Origin of the sequence: Burkholderia sp. CCA53 (genome assembly GCF_001685525.1) — a bacterium.
Classification (GTDB): Bacteria; Pseudomonadota; Gammaproteobacteria; order Burkholderiales; family Burkholderiaceae; genus Burkholderia; species Burkholderia multivorans.
This window is the reverse complement of sequence record NZ_BDDJ01000002.1, coordinates 342,562-363,203: the sequence shown is the minus strand read 5'-3', so window position 1 is coordinate 363,203 and position 20,642 is coordinate 342,562. Positions and strand designations below refer to the sequence as shown.

The window sequence follows — 20,642 nt, the reverse complement described above, 5'->3', positions numbered from 1 at the left end:
CTCCGGAGTTCACCATGTCTGACTCGAAAGCCTTCGTCGACCATCGCATCTACACGATCCGCCCGCGCGGGATGGCGGAATTCCTCGAGATCTTCGACCGGCTCGCGATGCCGATCCAGGTCAAGTATCTCGGCCCGCCGGTCGGCTTCTACATGAGCGACATCGGCGCGCTGAACCAGGTGGTCCACCTGTGGGGCTACGACAGCATCGCCGACTACGACGCGCGCCGCACCGCGCGCGACGCCGACCCGGAATGGCCCGCCTATCTGCAGGCATCCGGCCATCTGATCGTCGCGCAGGAAAGCCGCATCGTGCGTCGCGTCGATTTTCGGAGTCTCGCGTATCTGACGCGCTGACTACGGCGCGATCGACAAAAACAGGAGACGACATGAGCAACCTGCGTGTGGCGATCGTCACGGGCGGCGCCGACGGTATCGGCTGGGCCTGCGCAACGCGGCTCGCCGACGACGGCTATCGTGTCGCGATCGCCGACCTGGACGGCGAGCGCGCGGCGCAACGGGCAGCGGAACTTGGCGGCGGCCACGTCGGCGTGCGCGTCGACGTGGCCAGCGAGGACGACGTGGTTGCGTTGATGCGCACCGTCGCCGAGCGCTTCGGCCGGATCGACGTGCTGGTCAACAATGCGGGAATCGGCGAGCAGAACGCGCCGACGCTCGAGCAATCGGCGACGGCCTTCGACCGGCTGCTGGCCGTGCATGTGCGCGGCACGTTTCTCGCGAGCCGCGAGGCGGCGCGCGTGATGCTCGCGCGACGGTCCGGCGCGATCGTCAATCTCGGCTCGATTGCCGGCCAGAGCGGGATTCCGATGCGCAACGCGTACGGCGCCGCGAAGGCCGCGATCGCGTCGCTGACGCGCTCGATGGCATGCGAGTGGGCGCGCGCAGGCGTGCGCGTCAACGCGGTCGCACCCGGCTACGTGGCGACCGAACTGGTCGATACGCTGGCGCGCAACGGGCAGTTGAACCGCGCGGCGATCGAACGCCGCACGCCGCTCGGGCGGCTGGCCGAGCCGGACGAGATCGCACGCGCGATCGCGTTCCTCGCATCGGATGCGGCGAGTTACATCACCGGCACCGTGCTGAACGTCGACGGCGGCTGGCATGCATACGGCGCTGCACAGGCAGCACCGGACTGAGCGTCACCGTCGATGCCGACGCGCGACCGATAACGAAATACGGAGACCCCCGTGCGCAAGCGACGCAGACGCGCTGCGCACGGATCATAGGAGACAGACGATGACAACTTCCCAGCGTACGCTCGACGTGCAGTCGTTCATCGACGCCGAGCGTTTTTCCCCTTGCCAGTGGCTGATCCTGATCCTGTGCTTTCTGGTGGTGGCCGCCGACGGCTATGACACCGCCGCGATCGGCTTCATTGCGCCGGCGCTGGTCCAGGACTGGGGCATTGCGCGCAGCGCGCTCGGCCCGGTGATGAGCGCGGCGCTGGCCGGGCTCGGCATCGGCGCGCTCGCTGCCGGCCCGTGTGCCGACCGGCTCGGTCGCAAGACCGTGCTGGTGCTGTCGGTGGCATGCTTCGGCGCGTGGAGTCTCGTGTCGGCGCATGCGCAATCGATCGGCATGCTGACGGCGTTTCGCTTCCTGACCGGCCTGGGCCTCGGCGCGGCGATGCCGAACGCGGTCACGCTGATGTCGGAATATGCACCGGCGCGGATTCGCGGCGTCGCGGTCAATGCGATGTTCTGCGGGTTCTCGTGCGGGCTCGCGGTCGGCGGCATCACGTCGGCATGGCTGATTCCGCACTTCGGCTGGCAGAGCGTGCTGAGCGCCGGCGGGATCGGTCCGATCGTGCTCGCCATCGCGCTGGCAATGCTGCTGCCGGAGTCCGCGCAGTATCTCGCCGTGCGACAGGGCACGCATGAGCGCATCGCGCGGATCGCGCCGCGCGCGCGTTTCGACGGCTGTACGTTCGTCGCCGCCGAAGCGCGCGCGGAGACGGGCGGCGGTGCATCCGCGCTCGCGCAGGTGCTGTCGGGCCGGTTCCGCACGCGCACGCTGCTGCTGTGGGCCGCCTATTTCATGGGACTGCTGATCTATTACCTGCTCACCAACTGGATGCCGACGCTGTTTCGCGATGCGGGCTTCGACACCGAGCACGGCGCGCTGATGACGTCGCTGTTTCCGCTCGGCGGCGTGCTCGGCAATCTGTGCGCCGGCTGGCTGATGGACCGCTTCAATCCGAACCGGACGATCGTCTGCGCGTATGTCGTGGCCGGCGCGCTGGTGCTCGTGGTGAGCCGCACGATCGGGCACGCCGCATCGCTCGGCACGCTGATCTTCCTGTGCGGCACCGTGGTGACGAGTGCGGTGACGTCGATGTCCGCGTATGCGGCCAGTCTCTATCCGACGCGCTGCCGCGCGACCGGCGTCGCGTGGATGCTCGGTATCGGCCGGATCGGCGGTGTGGTCGGCGCGTTCGTCGGTGCGATGCTGATGGGGCTCGGCTGGCGCTTCGGCGACGTGTTCAGCCTGCTCGCGGTGCCGGCGCTCGCGGCGGCCGGCGCACTGTACATGATCGGCGGCCGCCGGGCAGAGGGCGCGGAGCAGGATCGCACCGCGGGGTCGGCGGTGCAGCAGCACTGAGCGGCCGCGATGCGCCGGCGTCCGCGCATCGCAGCTGTTGCCGCGATCGACACGCGCGCCGGCGTTACCCCGCGGGATCCCACTTCGGCGCGAACGCCGGGCTCACGAGCCGCTGATCCTTCGGCAGCCCGGCAATCATTGCACGATCGTGGTCGTCCAGTTCGACGTCGAGCGACGCGAGATTGGCGAGCTGGTTGTCCTTCCCGGCCGCCTTTGGCACCGCGGCCACATTCGGCTGGTCGAGCAGCCATTTGAGCGCGACCTGCGTCGGCAGCACGCGATGCTTGTCGGCGATCCGCTGCAGTTCCGGGATCGTCGACACGCGGTTGCGCGCGAGCGGGCTGTACGCGATCAGCGCCATGTCGTGCTGTTCGGCAAACTGCAGCAGCCGGGTCTGGCCGAGCAGCACGTGATATTCGACCTGCATCGCGGCCAGCGGCGCCTGCATCACGTCGACGACCTCGTGCAGCAGCGCGAGCGGAAAGTTCGCGACGCCGATCGCACGGGCGCGGCCCTGTTCCCTGAACGACACCAGCGTGTCGATCGTTTCCGCGAGATTCCAGTCGGGTGCCGGCCAGTGGATCAGGAACAGGTCGACGTAGTCGGTGCGCAGCGCGCGCAACGTGTTGTCGAACGATTGCCGCATGCGCGCGGGGCTCAGCTGGTCCCACCAGACCTTGCTCGTCACATGGATCTGCTCGCGCGGGACGGCCGAGGCGGCGATCGCATTGCCGACTGCCGCTTCGTTGTCGTATGCGGCGGCGGTGTCGACATGCCGATAGCCCGATTCGAGCGCGCTTGCGACGGCGCGCGTGCACGTGTCGCCGAGCATCGGCCAGGTGCCGAGGCCCAGTTTCGGCAGGTTCAGCGAATGGCGGTTGACGATGCGTTGCATCTGCGGTTCCTCCTCGATGATGGGGGCGGCCATCGCATTATGGCAGGCCGTGCGCGCCGGTTCGTCAGTCATGTGCGTCGGCGCACACGGGCCGGTGCGGCGCCGCGGACGATGCGTCGCCTGCCGTAGAACCGCTTGCCGCAGGATCGCCCGCCGCCACCTCTCCATGCGCAGCGAACTTCGCGATGCGCCAGCCGAACACGATGGCCGGCCCGAGCGTCGTGCCGGGGCCGGGGTAGGTGCCGCGGAAGATCGACGCGAGATCGTTGCCGCACGCGAACAGGCCGGGGATCACGCGCCCGTCGGCATCGAGCACCTCGCCGTTCGCGGTGCCGCTCAGGCCCGCGCTGCACGCGAGATCGGCGGGCCATACGGTCACTGCGTAGTACGGCCCCGCGCCAATCGGCCGGATGCACGGATTCGGCTGTTGCGCCGGGTCGCCGTTGAAGCGGCTCATCGCGCTGCTGCCGCGCCGGAACGCGGTGTCCTTGCCGTCCGCGGCGTCACGGTTGTAAGAGACGGTTTCATAAAGACTGGTCGGCCCGCCGAAGGGTATTCCAGCAGATCAGGCAGCAACCGAGTTTGAGGAACGCGCCGTGAATGTCTGCACGGCGCTCGAAACGAATGCGGAGACGACGGAAGTGATGCAGCCAGGCATGCGTGCGTTCAACGACCCAGCGATATTTTCCAAGGCCGCTGCCATGTTCGGTGCGGCGCTTGGCGATAACCGGCTCGATACCGCGATCGCGCAACGCGCGTCGATGCCGCTCAGAGTCGTAACCGCGATCGGCGTAGACCACGCGCGGTCTCTGCAGTGGGTGGCCGCGCAACCCACGAATTGGCGGAATCGCATCGATCAGCGGCAGCAGCTGCGTGACATCGTGAACGTTCGCGCCGGTCAGGATCGCCGCGAGCGGCGTGCCATTGGCGTCGGTGACGATGTGGTGCTTAGAACCTGGTCGCGCGCGATCGGTGGGGTTTGGCCCAGTTTTTGGCCCGCCCCAACGGCGCGAATCGATGAGGAATCGACTGCGGCTCGCGAGAAATCGATTTGGTCTGCTGCTCGCAGCTTCGCAAGCAGCAATTCGTGCAGGCGATCCCATACGCCCGCAGCCTGCCAATCGCGTAGCCGTCGCCAGCAAGTCACGCCCGAGCCGCAGCCCATCTCGGCGGGCAGGTCGCGCCAGCGCAGTCCGGTCTTGAGAACGAACAGGATGCCGGTCAGCGCGGCGCGATTCGAAACAGGCAGGCGGCCTGGGTTTTTCTCGCGCCGCGGCTTGGGTGGCGGCAATAACGGCTCGATCAATGTCCACAGTTCGTCGTCAATGATCGGCTTGGCCATCTCCTCGGTCTCAGTTGTTCCGATGCCTGAGGTTAACAGCTCGCCGCGCAAGTTAACAGCCCCACCGGGCCTTTTTGAAACCGTCTCTAAGTCTCGACGGTACGCGCGAGACCGGCGGCGTCCACCTGCAGCTTCGCAGCCAGCTCGGCCAGCGTCGCGCCTTTCACCAGGTAGCCGGCGCGTTCGAACTCGGCGATGCGGGTCGCGCTGCGTGCAGGCATCAGCAGGCCGAGGCCGTACGTGTGGATGAACGCGTCGTCGACGATCAGGTGGGCCGGCACGCTTGGCCCGTTGCCGTCGTCGTGCAACATCCCCATCACGAAGTCGTGGTACGAGTTCGACTCGTTGACGAAGCGTTCGCCGCGACGGTTGACCGCGATCAGGCCGGGCTTCGCGCGATCGAGGATGATATGCGGCCATACGCTGTCGCCGCCGGAGTCGGTGGCCGATGCACGGCGGATCGAGCACGGCATCCACAGTCCGGGGCTGTCGCCGCCGTCCTCGACACGTGCGCCGACGCGTTGCGCGCGATCGACGCCGTCGCCGGTATGGGTGTCCGGCGACAGCGACAGCGGCTGCGCGGCGGCCGGGAACAACTGCCGGCGCAGCGCAGGATGACGCGTGATGCCGCCGGTCGCGAGCACCACGCCGCGCCGCGCGCCGATCCGCCTGCGGCCACCGTCCGGCGTCGCGACGATCGCGCCGACGACGCGGCCATTCTCGCGCACGAGTTCGAGCAGCGGCGTGTCGAAGCGCACGTCGACACGCCGCTTGAGCAGGCTGTAGTAAAGCCGTGCGGCCAGCGCGTTGCCCATCACGAGTTGAGTGCCGCGCGCAAAGCGCAATCGGTCGAGCGCATAGCGGCCGACAACGGCGAGCGTGCGCCTGAAGTTCGCTGCCGACGCGAACGGCGCGAGCAGCGCGTTCAGGTCGTTGCGCGCGACCATCATCCCGCCGAGCCCCATGAATTCCTTGCGCGGCGGCCGCACACGCGCGAAGGCGCGGCCGAGCACGCGTGCGTCGAACGGCGCGGGCACGAGCGCACGGCCGCCGTAGGCGGCGCCGGGCCCGTTCACGTAATCGGGATGCGCGGCGGCGGCGATGAATTTCACGTCGCTGATGCGCGCCAGTTCGTCGATGGCGGCCGGGCCGCTTTGCAGGAAGGCTTCACGCGCGTCGTCGCCGCCGCGCGCGCCGACTACCGACTGCAGAAAGCGCCGCGCATCCTCGACGCTGTCGGGTACGCCCGCCTCGACGCTCAGGCGCGTGCCCGGCACCCACGTCGTGCCGCCCGACGTGGCCGTGATGCCGCCCACGGCAGCGGTCTTTTCGCACACGAGGACGGCCAGCCCCTCGTGATCCGCGACCAGCGCGGCAGTCATGCCCGCTGCGCCCGCGCCGAATACCAGCAGATCCACTTCTTCGTCCCAGCGCTGTTCGACGACCGCACCCATGTCCACGTCTCCTTCGTTCCGTGCCGCCGCGCATGCCGATTCGACGCGTGGCGGACGATGTCTTGATGATTGTGGAATGTTATTCCAATTAATATGAAAGTGGAATAGTGTTCTAAAAAAGTGTGCAATTGAGCGGGCCACCTGCGTTCCGTCGCGGGACCAAACGGAGACGCCCGCATGCGCGGGCGTTGAAGCGTCAAAGCGTCGAACGACGCCGGCGCCGCCGTTCAGAACCGGTGCACGATGCCGACGCCGGCCGCGAACTGGCTGCGCGTCGACGACGGCGCCGCGTTGAAGCCGTCGCCGAGCGTCGCGGTCGCGGCGATGATCTGGCCGCTGCCGTTCGTGCCGAGTGTGGTGCCGTTCGCGCGCTGGTACGCCTCGAGCGCATAGAGTCCGGTGCGCTTCGACAACGCGTAGTACTGCGACAGGTTGAACTGCTGATACTGCGCGGCGCTCGTAATGCCGTTGGCCTTGGTCGCGCGCGTGAAGCTGTAGCCCGCGCCGAGATCCCAGGCGGTGCCCGGCTTCCAGTGCAGCACGATACCGCCGGTATTGAAGATCGCCGTCTGCGCGAACTTCGAGCCGGCGCCCGGGATGTACTGCACGTTCGAATAGGTCGCCGACACGTCCCATGCATTGTTGAACGCGTAGCTCGCACCGACCGCGAAGCGCTGTTGCGCCTGCGCCGTCTGATAGCCGTTCGTGAGCGCGGACACGCCCGCCTGCGCGCCGTTGTTCGAGGTCGTCGAATTCGCGCCGAACGCGCCGCCGCCGGGTGTCGAGTTGTTGATCCGCGAGAAGCCGACCGCCATCCCGAGCGGGCCGTTCGCGTACTGGATCGCGGTGGTCCAGGTCGAACCGGCGTTCATGCTGCCCGCGACGCCGCCGAGCGAATACGAGCCGCCGAACGTGAAGCCGTAGAGTTTCGGCGACGTGTATTCGATCGTATTGTTCGCGCGATAGATCGTATCGAGCCCGTCGATGTCGCCCGGATGCGCGCCGAAGAAGCCGGTCAGCCAGTTGGTCGGACTGTACGGAGAAAGGAGCTGGTAGTAGGACGCGTACTGGCGGCCGAACGTCAGCGACCCATACGCGGGGTTCGTGAAGCCGACCCACGCCTGGCGGCCGAACATCGCGTCGGTGTACTGCTGCGCACCATTCGCGGAGTTGAGGCCCGACTCGAGCACGAACACGGCCTTCGTGCCGGCGCCGAGATCTTCCGAGCCCTTGACGCCGAAGCGGCTGCCGGCCCACACGCCGGTCGCCATCTTGACCGACGCATGGCCGCCGGCGGTGGAGCCGAGCGTCGTCTGGCTGCTCTGGTAGGCGATGCCGTTGTCGACGACGCCATAGAGCGTGATGCTCGACTGCGCGAACGCAGGCGAGGCGGCGAGCAGTGCGGCGCTGGCCGCGAGCGCGCGGCGGGCGGTACGACGATGTTTCATCGGGTGTCTCCTGATTGTTGTGGCGATACGGGGGCGGCGGCGCGGCGCGCCGCCGTCGTACAGCGGAAGCGGGTCAGCGGCGCGCGCGGTGTCCGGGCGGGCTCATGCGCGCGCAGATCGCGCGCGCGTTCATGCGGAGGGCTCCGTCAGGAACGCGACCATGCGGTCGCACACGCGCGCGAACATCTGTGTGCCGGTGACGGTGCGGCAGCCGCGTGCGCGCGCCGCTTCGATGAAGGGCGTCAATGGCGGCTTCGTGACGACGTCGCCGACGAACGTGGTGGCCGGCACGCGCGACACGTCGATAGGCAGTGGATCGTCCGCGCGCATACCCATCGGCGACGCATTGACGATCACGTCGAACGCCTCGGGCGCGACGTCCTCAGTGGCGATGCACACCGCGCCGCGCTGCAATGCGGCGAGCCGTCCGACGAGTGCGCCGGCGCGCACGGCGTCGTTGTCGCGCACGTCGACAGACGCGGCGCCCGCCGTCACCAGCGCGTGGCCGATCGCCGAGCCGGCGCCCCCCGCGCCGACCAGCAGCGCGCGCTTCCCGCGCAGGTCGCAGCCGGCGTCGGCGAGCGCGGCGACGAAGCCGATGCCGTCGAACATGCCGCCGTGCCAGCCGCCGTCAGCCGTGCGGCGCAGCGTGTTCACCGCGCCGAGGAACGCAGCTTCGTCAGATAGGCTCGTGCAGAATGCGGCGGCGCTGAACTTGTGCGGCACGGTGACGATCACGCCGTCGACATTGCGCATTGGCGACACGCCCGCGAAGAACGCCGCGAGATGGTCCGGCGCGACATGCGCGGGGACCACGAGCGCATCGCGGCCGGCCTCGCGCAGCGCGGCCGTCACGCCGTTCGGCGAGCGCACCTGCGCGATCGGGTCGCCGACGATGAAGTGGATGCGCGTCGCGCCGCTCAGGCCTTCGTCGAGCGAAACGGGAACGGGCGCGGTCAGAGGGGAAGTCATGCTGTTTTCATCTCCAGGGTTGAACCGGCATCGTCATGCACAATGCCGAGCAGTCTTGCCTGCGTGGCCGCGTCCTGTTCGAGCGCGGCCGCGCTGCTTTCGTGGGCGACGCGGCCGTTGACGAGCACGTACGCGCGGTCGGCGATCGGCAGCACCATGTCGGCCTGGTGCTCGACGATCACCACGCTCGCGCGCTCGCGCAGCTTCACGACCGCGTCGAGCACTTCCTGCACGACGGCGGGCGCGAGCCCTTCGAACGGCTCGTCGAGCAGGATCGCCTTCGCGGGCGCCATCAACGCGCGCGCGATCGCCACCATCTGCCGCTCGCCGCCCGACAGGTGTTCGGCGCGCGCGTCCTTGCGGGTCGCGAGGCGCGGGAACAGCGCGAACATCTCGTCGACGCTCGCGCCGCCCTTGCGCGCGGCGAGCCGCAGGTTTTCCGCGACGGTGAGGTTCGGGAACAGCCTGCGGCCCTCGGGCACCATCGCGAGGCCGAGGCGGTTGATCTCGTGCGCGGGGCGGCCGGTGATGTCGTGGCCGTCGAACGTGATGCGCCCGGCCGTGACGTCGGCGACGCCGGTCGCGGCGCGCAGCGTCGTCGTCTTGCCGACGCCGTTGCGTCCGAGGATCGCGATCACTTCGCCTTCGTGCAGCGTGATGTCGATGCCGTCGAGGATCGTGTTGCCGGTGTAGCCCGCCTTTACGTTTTCGAGACGGAGCAGCGGCCGGCGCGCGGCTGCCGCCGCACCGTCGTGCGCGCGAGCTTCGTCGTCGCGCGCGGCGAGCCGCGCATCGACCGGCCGTTCGCCTTTCGCATGACCGAGGTACGCTTCGATCACTTCCGGATGGCGCGCAACCTCGGCGGGGGAGCCGTCCGCGATCAGACGGCCGCGATGCAGCACGCTGACGCGATCCGAGATGGTCAGCACGCGGTCGATGTCGTGCTCGATCAGCAGCACCGCATGATGGTTCGCGAGCTCGCGAATGATCGCGGCGACGCGCGCGCGATCGGCTTCGGCGAGACCGGCGAGCGGCTCGTCGAGCAGCAGCAGGCGCGCGCGCGTCGCGAGCGACAGCGCGATTTCGAGCAGGCGCTGCTCGCCGTGCGACAGGCTTTCGCACGCGTGCGCCGCGCGCTCGACGAGGCCGACCGCCGCGAGCAGCGACCAGGTCTGCGCATTCTGTTCGTCGAGCTTGTGCGCGTCGCGCCACAGGCCGAGGCGATCGTGCTGCGCGGCCTGCACGGCGACACGCACGTTCTCGAACACGGTGAGGTTGCGGAACACGCTGAGGATCTGGAACGAGCGGCTCATGCCGAGCCGCACGCGCCGGAACATCGCGAGCTTCGTCACGTCGCGGCCGTCGAACGTGATCGTGCCGGCGCTCGGAGACAGCACGCCGGTCAGCATGTTGAAGAAGGTGGTCTTGCCCGCGCCGTTCGGGCCGATGAAGCTGTGCAGCCGGTACGGATGGACGTCGAGGTCGATCCGGTCGGCGGTCACCAGCGAGCCGAAACGCTTCGACAGGCCGCGCACGCTCAGCACCGGCGTAGCGGGATCGGAGTCGATGCGGCTTGCGCGATACGGTGCGATGACGTCGGGACGCGCGGGAATCGTGTCGCGCACGAGTGTCCAGCGCGACCGCCGCAGCACGCGCTGCACGATGCCGTGGATGCCTTCGGGCGAGAAGAACGCGAATGCGATGACGATCGGCGCGAAGATCAGCCACCAGTGCTCGGTGAGGCTGCTCAGCTTGTCCTCGAGCAGGATGAACGCGATCGCACCCCACAGCGGCCCGAGAAACTGGTGGACGCCGCCGAGCACGGTCATCAGCAGGCTGTCGCCCGCGTGTTCCCAGCTCAGGTTGTTCGCATACGCGCCCTGCAGCATCAGGCACAGCAGGCCGCCCGCATAGCCGATCACGGCCGCCGAGATCACGAAGGCGCGCAACTTGAGCCGGTAGGTGTCGTAGCCGAGGCTCGCCGCGCGCTGCTCGTTGTCGCGCAACGCCTGCAGCGCGCGCCCGAACGGCGCATGCACGATGCGCCACAGCAGCCAGGCGACGGCGATCACCGTCACGCACGCGAACACGTGGAAGGCGGCGGCCGTCGGGAAGGTCGGGCGCGGCACGTTCTGCAGGCCGTTTTCGCCGCCGGTCACGTCGGTCCACTTGAACGCGATCTCGAACGCGATCTGCGAGCAGGCGAGCGTGAGCAGCGAGAAGTACAGCCCGCGCCGGCGCAACACGATCGCGCCGATCAGCGCGGCCAGCACGGTCGTCACGATCACGCTGGCCGCGAGCGCGAGCACTTCGTTGCCAAGCACGTGCAGCAGCGACACGGCGACCAGATAGGTGGTCGTGCCGAAGAACACCGATGCGCCGAACGGCACCAGCCCCGTGTAGGCGACGAGCAGGTTCACGCCCATCCCGTACAGCGTGTAGATCGCGATCTGCGTCGCGCGTTCGAGCGGTGTGCCGGTCGCGGTGAGCGCGAGCGACACGGCGACCAGCGAGAGGGTGAGCACCGCGATCGGGTGCCGAGTCAGATGGCCGAGTTTCATTCGAAGCGCTCCCAGCGTTCGCCAAACAGCCCGCGAGGGCGTACCAGCAGGACGACGGCCATCAGCACGTACATCGCGACCGATGAGCCTTCGGGAAAGAACTGCACGGCCAGCGCCGTCACGATGCCGACCAGCAGGCCCGCGACCACGGCGCCCGCGAACGAGCCGAGGCCGCCGATCGTGACGATCACGAACGCGGGCATCACCGCGGCGGTCGCCATGCCCGGCGTGACCGTGAGCAGCGGCGCGGCCAGCACGCCGGCGGCGCCCGCGAGCAGCGCGCCGAGCGCGAACGCGCCGGTCAGCACGCGCGGCAGGTTGATGCCGAGCAGGCCGACCATCTCCGGATCGCGACTGCCCGCGCGCAGGATCCGCCCGTACGGCGTGTAGTTCATGAACCACCACAGCGCGACGAGGATCGCGACCGTCGCGCCGAGCACGAACAGCCGGTATTTCGTGATCAGCAGCGGCCCGTAGACGAGCAGGCCGCCGAGCGCGTCGGGCGGGCTGAACGGCAGGCCGCCCGCGCCCCACACGAGTCGCGTCAGCGCGGTAATCAGCAGCGACAGCGCGAACGTGACGATCAGGCTGAGCAGCGGCTCCTTGCCGTACAGCCGCCGGATGAAGACCACCTCGATCAGCACGCCGACCGCGGCGACGAGCAGCGGCGCGAGCACGACGGCCGCCCAGCCGAACTGCGTCGATAGCGCGATCGCGAAATACGCGCCGAGCGCGAACAGCGCGCCATGCGCGAAATTCACGATGCCCAGCAGCCCGCAGATGATCGACAGCCCGATCGCGAGCAGCACGTAAAGGAATCCCAGCACCAGTCCGTTGGCAACCTGGGACAACACCATTTCTGCCATGCCCATCTCCAGTGTGCGACCCGCCGGGCCAGCGCCGCGCCGTTTGGGCGCGGGGCGGGCAGCGTGCGCGGGATCCGCTCGAGGTTTGCCGGCGCATGCGCCGGCGACGCGGCGGCGCGCCGTCAGCGCGCGGCCATCGTGCAGCCAATCTCCTGCCGCGTGCCGTACAGGCGGTCGAGTTCGGCAGGGTTCTGCGGCACGACGGAGATCGGGTCGAGCCAGTCCCATTTGTCGGCGATCCGGTCCTTCACCTTGAACACGGTCCAGCGCCGCAGCAGCTGGTGATCCCATGGACGGAAGTGCGCGGGGCCGCTGCCGTCGACGAGCTGCACGGTCTCGAGGCTCTGCACGATGTCCGCGCCGGACGTGCTTTTCGCCTGGTTGATCGCCTGCAGCAGCGCGCGCGTCGTGAACCAGCCGATCCATGCCTTGTCAGCGGGCGGCTTGCCGTACTTCGCCGTGTAGCGCTTGACGAACGCGACTTCGTCCGGCGAATGGCCGGGCGAGCTGAAGTGCCACGGCTTGCCGTAGTAGCCGGTGGCCGCATCGACGCTGATCGACCACAGATCCGAATCGCCGATGATCGGGCACGCGACCGGAATGCGGCCTTTCATGCCCATTTCCGCGTATTGCTTCAGGAACGTCGACAGGTCGCCGCCCGGCAGCCCGAGCAGCACGACGTCGGGCTTCGACTGGCGGATCTTCAGGATGAACGAGCTGAAATCGGTCGTGTTCAGCGGCGTGACGTCGGCGCCGGTGATCGTGCCGCCGGACTGCTTCAGCAGCTCGGACATCGAACGCTGGATGTCCTGTCCGTACGCGTAGTTCGCGACCAGGAAGTGCCATTTCCTGCCGATCGCGAACAGCGACGGCGCGAGCGCACGGCAGGTGACGGGCGTCGGGCTCAGCACGCGGAACGTATACGGGTTGCAACTGCTGCCCGTCAGCTCGCGCGCGGCGGCGTTCGGCGCGATATACGGCGTTTTGGTGCGCCACGCGACCGACGACATCGCCAGCGACGTGCCGCTGTTGGTGCCGCCGATCACCGCGATCGCCTTGTCCTGCTCGACGAGCTTCTGCATGTTCTGCTGCGCCGACTGCGGATTGGGTTCGTCGTACCACACGAGATCGATGCGGCGGCCGCGCGCGTGGTTGCCTGCGTCGTCGAGCGCGAGCTTGACGCCGTTGGCGATCACTTCGCCCTGTTCGGTCCATACGCCCTGCTTGGCCATCAGCAGGCCGAGCTTCAGCGGCTGCTCGCCTTGGGCGCGCACGATCGCGGGCGCGGCGAGCGCCGCCGCGCCGCCCGCGAGCGCCTTGCCCGCGGTCACGAGCCACGCGCGCCGCGACGGCGCCGGGCTGTCGGATGCGTCGCGCCGATGGCTGGAAAGGGTGTCGTCCTGCTGGTGCTGGTCCGTCATCTGTCTGCGCTCCTGTTCCCGGTGATGGGTCGACGCCGCGCCATCGCGGCGCGCGGCAATTTTTTGGTGAACTCTAGTTCAAACTGGAATAGCATTCAACAATCAAAGACGATTTCAAGAAATCGGGGTATTCACCCGGTTGGTCGCGGACACGCGTCGTAAACCCGAAAAGGAGATGAAGCGATGGCAAGGAGACGGCTGGCAGTGACCGGTGCTGGTGCGATCGGACGGATGCATGTGGAGCGCGCGCGGGTGCATCCGCAGGTGGAGGTGGTGGCGATCGCGGACCCGTCGCCGGCGGCGGAGCAGTTCGCGCGCGCCGAGGGGTTGCGCTGGTTCGCCGACTACGCGGCGATGCTCGACGAGGTGCGTCCGGACGGCGCGATCGTCGCGACGCCGAATGCGACACACGTGGCGGTCGGCCTCGCATGTATCGCGCGCGGCGTCCCCGCGCTGATCGAGAAACCGGTGTCGGACAGCGTCGACGCGGCGGCTGCCATGAGCCGCGCCGCGCGCGAAGCCGGCGTGCCGCTGCTGGTCGGGCACCATCGTCGGCACAATCCGATACTGCGGCGTGCCCGCGAGATCGTGCAGTCGGGTCGGCTCGGCCGGCCCGTCGCGGCCAATGCGCTCGCGACGTTCTACAAGCCCGACGCGTATTTCGACGTCGAGTGGCGCCGCCAGGCAGGCGGCGGCCCCGTGCTGATCAACCTGATTCACGACATCGACATCATGCGTTTCCTGCTCGGCGAGATCGTCGAAGTCTGCGCGCAGACCTCGAACGGCGTGCGCGGTTTCGACGTCGAGGACACGGCTGCGGTCCTGCTGCGCTTCGACAGCGGCGCGCTCGGCACGCTGGCCGTGTCGGACTGTGCGGTGTCGCCGTGGAACTGGGATCTCGCCGCGGGCGAGGCCGCGCACTATCCGCGCCAGCAGGTGAATACCCATTTCCTGATCGGCACCGATGCGTCGCTCACGCTGCCGCAGCTCGATCTCTGGGCGTATCGCGGCGCGAAGGGCTGGCACGAGCCGCTGACGGTCGAGCGCTGCACGCCGCACGACGCGGACCCTTACCACGAGCAGCTGCGCCATTTCGCGGCGGTGATCGCCGGCGACGAAGCGCCGCTGTGTTCGGCGGACGACGCGGCGCGCACACTCGCGGCGACGCTCGCCGTGCATCGCGCGGTGGCGGCGCGCACCGCGGTGGCGCCCGCCGCCATCGCGAGCCTGAACAGGCCCTAGCGGCCGGCCGCGGCGAGCGCCGGCACGCCGTGGCGATAGAACGCGATGGTCTGCCGCAGGCCGTCGTCGAGCGCGGTGCGCGGCAGGCCCGGCAGCAACCGCGCGAGCGCGGGATCGTCGGGGAAGTCCGTCGCGATCGGCAGCGGCGGCCCGTCCGCATCGATGTGCGCATCCGGCGCGATGGCCGCGATCCGCTCGATCAGCGTGGTCACCGGCGTGATCTCGCCGGCCAGCGTGAACGCGTGCGCGCCGTCGAAGTCGTGCAGCAGCGCGGCCTCGTACGCAGCCGCGACATCGTCCGCGTAGACGAGGCCCGTCGTGCCACTGAACGGAATCGTATAGCGCTCGCCGCGTGCGGCCGCGCGGCATGCGAGGCTCGGCCCGGCGCTCGAACCCGTCTCGCGTCCGGCGCCGTAGACCACCAGCGGGCGGAAGCCGACGCTTGCGATCCCGTGGTCGTGCCAGTACGCACGCGCCGAGCCTTCGCACGCGAGCTTGAACGCGCCGTAGTGGGTCTGCGGCAACGGCACCGCGCCGTCGTCCGGGCCGAACACGCCGGCGCTGCTCGCATAGAGCACGCGCCGCAGCCCGGCCGCGCGAGCGGCCTCGAACACGTTCAGCGTGCCGATCAGGTTGACTTGCGCGCCACGCACCGGGTCGGCCGCACAGGCGGGCGTGAGGATGCCGGCGAGATGGATCACCGCGTCGCAGCCGTCGAGCGCGCGCGCGGTGGCCGCCGCATCGGCGACGTCGCCCGTGCGCCAGTGCACCGCCGCGGCGCGCGCGGGGGCGAGCGCTTCGACCAGGCGCGGGTTCGCGCCCACGTCGAAGCTCACGCAGTCGATGCCGCGTGCCAGCAGCCTCCTGATGATCCACGCGCCGAGAAAACCGCTGCCGCCCGTTACCAGTACCCGCATTGTCGTGCCTCCCTGTCGTCACAAAGTCTTTGCGAAACTCGAATTAGTGGAATAGTATTCCACATAGAAAGAACATTCCACAAACGTCGCGATGACATCGCATCCGGCGTTGGGGACACTGAACGGGCATAGCGAACATGAAGCGTGAACCGATACTCGACTGCGACGTGCTGGTGCTGGGCTCCGGCGCGGGCGGGCTCGCGGCGGCGGTGACGGCGGCCGCGCGGGGCCTGCGCGTGATCGTCGCGGAGAAGGAGGCCGTGTTCGGCGGCACGACCGCGTGGTCGGGCGGCTGGATGTGGATTCCGCGCAATCCGCTCGCGACGCGCGCGGGAATCCGCGAGGACATCGATGCGCCGCGCACCTATCTGAAGCACGAACTGGGCGCGCACTACGACGCCGACAAGGTCGATGCGCTGCTCGAACGCGGCCCGGAGATGGTCGCGTTTTTCGAACGGCATACGGCCGTGCGCTTCATCGACGGCAACCGCATTCCCGATTTCCATACGACGCCGGGCGCCGGTGCGGGCGGGCGCTCGGTCTGCGCGATGCCGTTCGACGGCCGCGAGCTAGGCCCGCTGATCGACAAGCTGCGCGAGCCGCTGTCGGTCACGACGATCAGGGGGATGGCGCTCGCGTCCGGGCAGGATCTCGCGCACTTCTATCGCGCGACGCGCTCGCCGAAGTCGGCGCTGTACGCGAGTCGCCGGCTGGCTGCGTTTGCGTGGCACAAGCTGCGCCACGGACGTTCGATGCATCTCGTCAACGGCAATGCACTCGTCGCTCGGCTGCTGAAATCGGCGGCCGATCGCGGCGTCGACCTGCGCACGCATGCGAAAGCGATCGGCCTGATGCGCGACGCCGAACGCGTGACCGGCGCGCGGGTCGAGATCGACGGCGTCGTGCATGAGGTACGCGCAGCGCGCGGGGTCGTGCTTGCGTGCGGCGGCTTTCCGCACGATCCGGCGCGGCGCGCGCAGACTTTCGCGTATACGCCGTCCGGGCGCGAACACTGGTCGGCAGCGCCGCTCTGCAATACCGGCGACGGCATCCGGCTCGGTGAAGCGGTCGGCGCGCATTTCGACCAGACGCTCGATGCGCCGGCCGCGTGGGCGCCCGTGTCGCTGGTGCCGCAAGCGGGCGCCGCCGCCGTTGCATTTCCGCACCTGATCGAGCGCGCGAAACCGGGCGTGATCGCGGTGACGCGCGCAGGCCGGCGCTTCGTGAACGAGGCGTCGTCGTATCACGACTTCATCTCCGCGCTGCTGGATACGACGCCCGCCGGCGACGAAGTCTGCGCATGGCTGATTTGCGACCACCGTTTCCAGCGGCGTTACGGGCTCGGTTTTTCGAAACCGCGGCCGTTCCCGGTCGGCCCGTACCTGCGTTCCGGCTACCTGAAGCGCGGCGCGACGCTCGATGCGCTGGCTCACGCGTGCGGGATCGATGCGCGTGCGCTCGCGGACACGGTGGCCGCGTACAACCAGTATGCGAAGCAGGGCGCCGATCCGGCGTTTCACAAAGGCTCGACGCCGTACAACCGCGTGCAGGGCGATGCGGCGCATCGGCCGAATCCGTGTCTCGCGCCGATCGAGGCGGGGCCGTTCTATGCCGTGAAGCTATTGCCCGGCAGCCTCGGCACGTTCGCGGGCCTCGCGACCGACCGCGATGCGCGCGTGCTCGATCGAAGCGGCGCGGCGATCGCCGGCCTCTACGCGGTCGGCAACGATGCAGCCAGCATGATGGGCGGCTGCTATCCGAGCGGCGGCATCACGCTCGGGCCTGCGATGACCTTCGGCTATCTCGCCGCGCTTTCTCTTGCCGACGCCGCGCCCGATGGCGCGCGCCCCGGCGTCGATTCATCCTCGAGGACAATGGAATGACACTGTATGACGTAGTGACGCTTACGGTGAAGATCGGCGCGAATGCGCGGGTCTTCGAAGGGATCCAGGCAAGCGGCGATCCGCAGGGCGGCAGGCTGCTCGGCTGCTGGTATTCCGACATCGGCGCGCTCGGCCAGGTGCTGGTGCTGCGCGGCTATGCGTCGGAAGCCGCACTGGTCGCCGAGCGCAAGCGAATGCTGCTCGAAGGCAACCCGTTCGGCTGCGGCGACGCCATCGTCGACGTGAAGACGGGCAGCTACGCGCTGTTCCCGTTCCTGCCGCCGATCGAGCCGGCCGTGCACGGCGGCATCTACGAGATGCGCGTGTACGGCACGAAGCTCGGCAGCCTGCAGCAGACGATCGACGTGTGGGAACAGGCCGTGCCGGAACGTATCAAGCGCTCGCCGCTGGTCGGCGCGATGTATGCGCTCGACGGCGACGTGCCGCGCTTTCTGAACATCTGGCCGTATGCGAGCGTGGACGAGCGTTCGCGCATTCGGGCGGAAGCGGTCAAGGACGGCATCTGGCCGCCGAAGGGCGGCCCGGCGCACCTGACGACGATGGCCTCGACGATCTGTGTGCCCGCGCCGTTTTCGCCGCTGCGCTGAACGTGACGCGATGACGATCAAGGAGACGACATGACCCAGCCTCAATCCCGCGCGCTGTCGTTGTCGGCGCTGACCGTGCTCGAGCTGAATCCGCCGCAGATGGTGCAATGCGCGGTCGACGCGGGCTACGACTACGTCGGCCTGCGCCTGCTGCCGGCCACCGATACCGAGGTCCGCCACGCGATTGTCGGCGACACGCCGCTGCGGCGCGAGACGCTGGCGGTCCTGCGCGATACGGGCATGCGCGTGCTCGACGTCGAAATCGCACGTCTGAAGCCCGATACCGACGTGACGGACTACCTGCCGATGCTCGAAACGGCCGCGGAACTTGGCGCGCGCTACGTGCTCGTCGCGGGCAACGATCCCGACGAAGCGCGCACCGTCGAGCGGCTCGGCCGTCTGTGCGATCTCGCCGCGCCGCTCGGCCTGTCGCCGTCGCTGGAGCCGATGCCGTGGACCGACGTGAAGGATCTCGACATCGGCGCGCGCATCGTCGATGCATGTGGCCGTCGCAACACCGGGCTGATCGTCGATCCAATCCACTTCGACCGCGCGGGGTCGTCGCTCGACACGTTGAGCGCGTTGCCGCGCCACTACTTCGGCTACGTGCAGTTCTGCGATGCGCCGGCCGAGCGGCCGACCGACGTCGACACGCTGCTGTTCCAGGCGCGCTGCGCGCGGCTGATGCCGGGTGACGGCGGCCTCGATCTGACGGGCATCCTGCGCGCGCTGCCCGCGCACCTGCCGGTGAGCGTCGAGGTGCCGAACCAGCAATGGGCGAACACGACCCCTGCGGTGGCGCGCGCGCGCCGGCTGCGCGAAGCGACACGCGCGGTGATCGACGCGGCGGCCGTGCCGGCCTGAGCGCGCGGCGGCAACGACGGGCCGGGCTTCACCTGCGGCGTAACGCCCGCGTGTGGCCCGGGCATTCGACGCGACGACAACAACGATACTCCGGAGACATTCGATGACTTCCTCGCAAGCGGCCGCTCGGCCACGACCTCATATTAATCAGTATCGCGAAACGGATCGGATCGAGCCGCTCGACGTCCAGTACTTCCTCGACGCGCAACCGGTCGGCCGCTTCCAGTGGCTGGTTCTGCTGTTATGCATGCTGATCGTGATGCTGGACGGGCTCGACACGGTGATGATCGGCTTTATCGCGCCGTCGATTTCAAGCGCATGGGCGATTCCGCGCGACGCGCTCGGCCCCGTGATGAGCGGCGGCCTGCTCGGCCTCGCGTTCGGTGCGCTCACCGCCGGCCCGATGTCCGACCGCTTCGGACGCAAGACGGTGATGGTCGGCGCGGTGCTGTTCTTCGGGATATGGAGCGTGGCGTCCGCCTTTGCGACCGGCGTCGCGTCGCTGACGGTGCTGCGCTTCCTGACCGGCATCGGCCTGGGCGCGTCGATGCCGAACGCGGCCACGCTGATGGCCGAATATGCGCCGCCGCGGCGCCGGGCACTGATGGTGACGGCGGTGTTCTGCGGCTTCACGTTCGGCGCCGCGGGCGGCGGCTTCGTGAGCGCATGGCTGATCGAGACGTGGGGCTGGCATTCGGTGCTGCTGCTCGGTGGCGTGCTGCCGGTCGCCTACGTGCCGGTGCTCGCGAGATGGCTGCCCGAATCCGCACGCTATCTTGCGCTGAAGGAGAGCCGGCGCGTGCGTCTGGTCGGCGTGCTGAACCGCGTGCAGCCCGGCATCGCCGATGAGCGCACGCGTTTCGTGTCGCACGAACCGGCGCGCGACGCGCGCAGCCCGGTGCGGGCGATCCTGTCGCGCGAGCATGCGTTCGGCACGGTGATGCTGTGGATCTGCTATTTCGCGGGCCTGCTTACCGTCTACCTGCTCGGCAACTGGCTGCCGACGCTGATTCGCGGGCTCGGGTTTTCGCTGGGCGAGGCGGCTGCCGTCGGCGCGCTGTTCCAGGCCGGAGGCACGGTCGGCTCGGTGCTGATCGGCTGGCAGATGGATCGCTTCAATCCGCACCGCGCGCTCGGCGCGACCGTGCTGGCGGGTGGCGCGCTCGCATGGTACATGGGCGCGTCGGCCCATTCGTTCGCGGTCATCTGCGTGCTGGCGCTCGGCATCGGCTATTGCATGAACGGCTCGAATACCGGCTTTTGCGCGCTCGCGGCCGGCTCCTACCCGACCGAGATGCGCGCGACCGGCACGAGTTGGATGCTCGGCGTCGGCCGCTTCGGCGGCATTGCGGGCGCGATGCTGGGTGCGGCGATGCTGCACGCGAACTGGGGCTTCGGGCAGGTGTTCGCGGCGCTCGCGGTGCCGGCGGCGGTGGGCGGCGCCGCTGTGCTGCTCAAGGGCGCGCGTCATCGCGGCACCTTCGTGCCCGTCAGCGTGAGCGCGGGCCACTGAGCGCGCGTCGCGGGAGCGTTCGCTCGAGGATCTGC

Annotated in this window: 18 protein-coding genes; 8 read left to right on the top strand and 10 right to left on the bottom strand. The window is 68.9% G+C overall.

Annotated features, from left to right (window positions below; genetic code table 11):
• The first annotated feature begins 14 nt into the window (after positions 1 to 14).
• From BCR55_RS18120 to BCR55_RS18110, 3 genes are all read left to right on the top strand, one after another.
• Positions 15 to 356: an NIPSNAP family protein gene (locus tag BCR55_RS18120; protein ID WP_006399638.1), complete on the top strand. Its 342-nt coding sequence runs from the start codon at positions 15 to 17 to the stop codon at positions 354 to 356.
• Positions 357 to 388: 32 nt separating this feature from the next.
• Positions 389 to 1,156, top strand: a complete 768-nt coding sequence (locus BCR55_RS18115) for an SDR family NAD(P)-dependent oxidoreductase (protein WP_065495278.1) — start codon at positions 389 to 391, stop codon at positions 1,154 to 1,156.
• 100 nt (positions 1,157 to 1,256) lie between these two features.
• Positions 1,257 to 2,621, top strand: coding sequence for an MFS transporter (locus BCR55_RS18110; RefSeq protein WP_065495276.1), 1,365 nt, complete (start codon positions 1,257 to 1,259; stop codon positions 2,619 to 2,621).
• Positions 2,622 to 2,685: 64 nt separating this feature from the next.
• Here BCR55_RS18110 and BCR55_RS18105 read toward each other — a convergent pair whose 3' ends face one another.
• From BCR55_RS18105 to BCR55_RS18070, 9 genes are all read right to left on the bottom strand, one after another.
• The gene (locus tag BCR55_RS18105) at positions 2,686 to 3,516 is read right to left on the bottom strand and encodes an aldo/keto reductase (RefSeq protein ID WP_065495274.1); all 831 of its coding nucleotides are present in this window, start codon (positions 3,514 to 3,516) and stop codon (positions 2,686 to 2,688) included.
• 64 nt (positions 3,517 to 3,580) lie between these two features.
• Entirely contained in the window at positions 3,581 to 4,072 is a 492-nt protein-coding gene (locus tag BCR55_RS18100; protein WP_083211832.1) for an FAD-binding protein, read from the bottom strand.
• A protein-coding gene (locus BCR55_RS31140; RefSeq protein WP_085964347.1) for an IS5-like element IS402 family transposase occupies positions 4,041 to 4,858 on the bottom strand; the annotation gives its coding sequence in 2 pieces (ribosomal slippage) (positions 4,041 to 4,510 and positions 4,510 to 4,858; 819 coding nt in all). The genes BCR55_RS18100 and BCR55_RS31140 overlap by 32 nt, the downstream gene beginning before the upstream one ends.
• A gap of 86 nt (positions 4,859 to 4,944) precedes the next feature.
• Entirely contained in the window at positions 4,945 to 6,312 is a 1,368-nt protein-coding gene (locus BCR55_RS18095) for an FAD-binding protein (RefSeq protein WP_254661851.1), read from the bottom strand.
• A 227-nt stretch (positions 6,313 to 6,539) separates the two neighbouring features.
• Positions 6,540 to 7,760, bottom strand: coding sequence for a porin (locus BCR55_RS18090; protein WP_065495264.1), 1,221 nt, complete (start codon positions 7,758 to 7,760; stop codon positions 6,540 to 6,542).
• A gap of 129 nt (positions 7,761 to 7,889) precedes the next feature.
• Complete coding sequence (locus BCR55_RS18085) at positions 7,890 to 8,732, bottom strand: shikimate dehydrogenase (protein WP_006403974.1); 843 nt, start codon at positions 8,730 to 8,732, stop codon at positions 7,890 to 7,892.
• Positions 8,729 to 11,293, bottom strand: a complete 2,565-nt coding sequence (locus tag BCR55_RS18080) for a branched-chain amino acid ABC transporter ATP-binding protein/permease (protein ID WP_006403973.1) — start codon at positions 11,291 to 11,293, stop codon at positions 8,729 to 8,731. The genes BCR55_RS18085 and BCR55_RS18080 overlap by 4 nt, the downstream gene beginning before the upstream one ends.
• Positions 11,290 to 12,159, bottom strand: coding sequence for a branched-chain amino acid ABC transporter permease (locus BCR55_RS18075; protein WP_006399646.1), 870 nt, complete (start codon positions 12,157 to 12,159; stop codon positions 11,290 to 11,292). The genes BCR55_RS18080 and BCR55_RS18075 overlap by 4 nt, the downstream gene beginning before the upstream one ends.
• Positions 12,160 to 12,281: 122 nt before the next feature.
• A complete protein-coding gene (locus BCR55_RS18070; protein WP_053298776.1) occupies positions 12,282 to 13,580 on the bottom strand; it encodes an ABC transporter substrate-binding protein in 1,299 nt (432 codons plus the stop codon).
• Positions 13,581 to 13,763: 183 nt separating this feature from the next.
• Here BCR55_RS18070 and BCR55_RS18065 point away from each other — a divergent pair, with 183 nt between their 5' ends.
• A complete protein-coding gene (locus BCR55_RS18065) occupies positions 13,764 to 14,822 on the top strand; it encodes a Gfo/Idh/MocA family protein (RefSeq protein WP_065495261.1) in 1,059 nt (352 codons plus the stop codon).
• Here the strand turns inward: BCR55_RS18065 and BCR55_RS18060 are convergent.
• The gene (locus tag BCR55_RS18060) at positions 14,819 to 15,739 is read right to left on the bottom strand and encodes an NAD(P)-dependent oxidoreductase (RefSeq protein WP_065495259.1); all 921 of its coding nucleotides are present in this window, start codon (positions 15,737 to 15,739) and stop codon (positions 14,819 to 14,821) included. The genes BCR55_RS18065 and BCR55_RS18060 overlap by 4 nt on opposite strands.
• A 137-nt stretch (positions 15,740 to 15,876) precedes the next feature.
• Between BCR55_RS18060 and BCR55_RS18055 the strand changes: the two genes are divergently transcribed.
• The 4 genes from BCR55_RS18055 (at position 15,877) to BCR55_RS18040 (ending at position 20,607) form a co-directional block, all read left to right on the top strand.
• Positions 15,877 to 17,622, top strand: a complete 1,746-nt coding sequence (locus BCR55_RS18055; protein ID WP_006403968.1) for an FAD-dependent oxidoreductase — start codon at positions 15,877 to 15,879, stop codon at positions 17,620 to 17,622.
• On the top strand, positions 17,619 to 18,230 hold the full coding sequence (locus BCR55_RS18050; RefSeq protein ID WP_006403967.1) for an NIPSNAP family protein: 612 nt from the start codon (positions 17,619 to 17,621) through the stop codon (positions 18,228 to 18,230). Before BCR55_RS18055 ends, BCR55_RS18050 begins: the two co-directional genes overlap by 4 nt.
• 30 nt (positions 18,231 to 18,260) lie before the next feature.
• Entirely contained in the window at positions 18,261 to 19,094 is an 834-nt protein-coding gene (locus BCR55_RS18045; RefSeq protein ID WP_006403966.1) for a sugar phosphate isomerase/epimerase, read from the top strand.
• 103 nt (positions 19,095 to 19,197) lie between these two features.
• Complete coding sequence (locus BCR55_RS18040; RefSeq protein ID WP_083211831.1) at positions 19,198 to 20,607, top strand: MFS transporter; 1,410 nt, start codon at positions 19,198 to 19,200, stop codon at positions 20,605 to 20,607.
• Positions 20,608 to 20,642 lie beyond the last annotated feature (35 nt).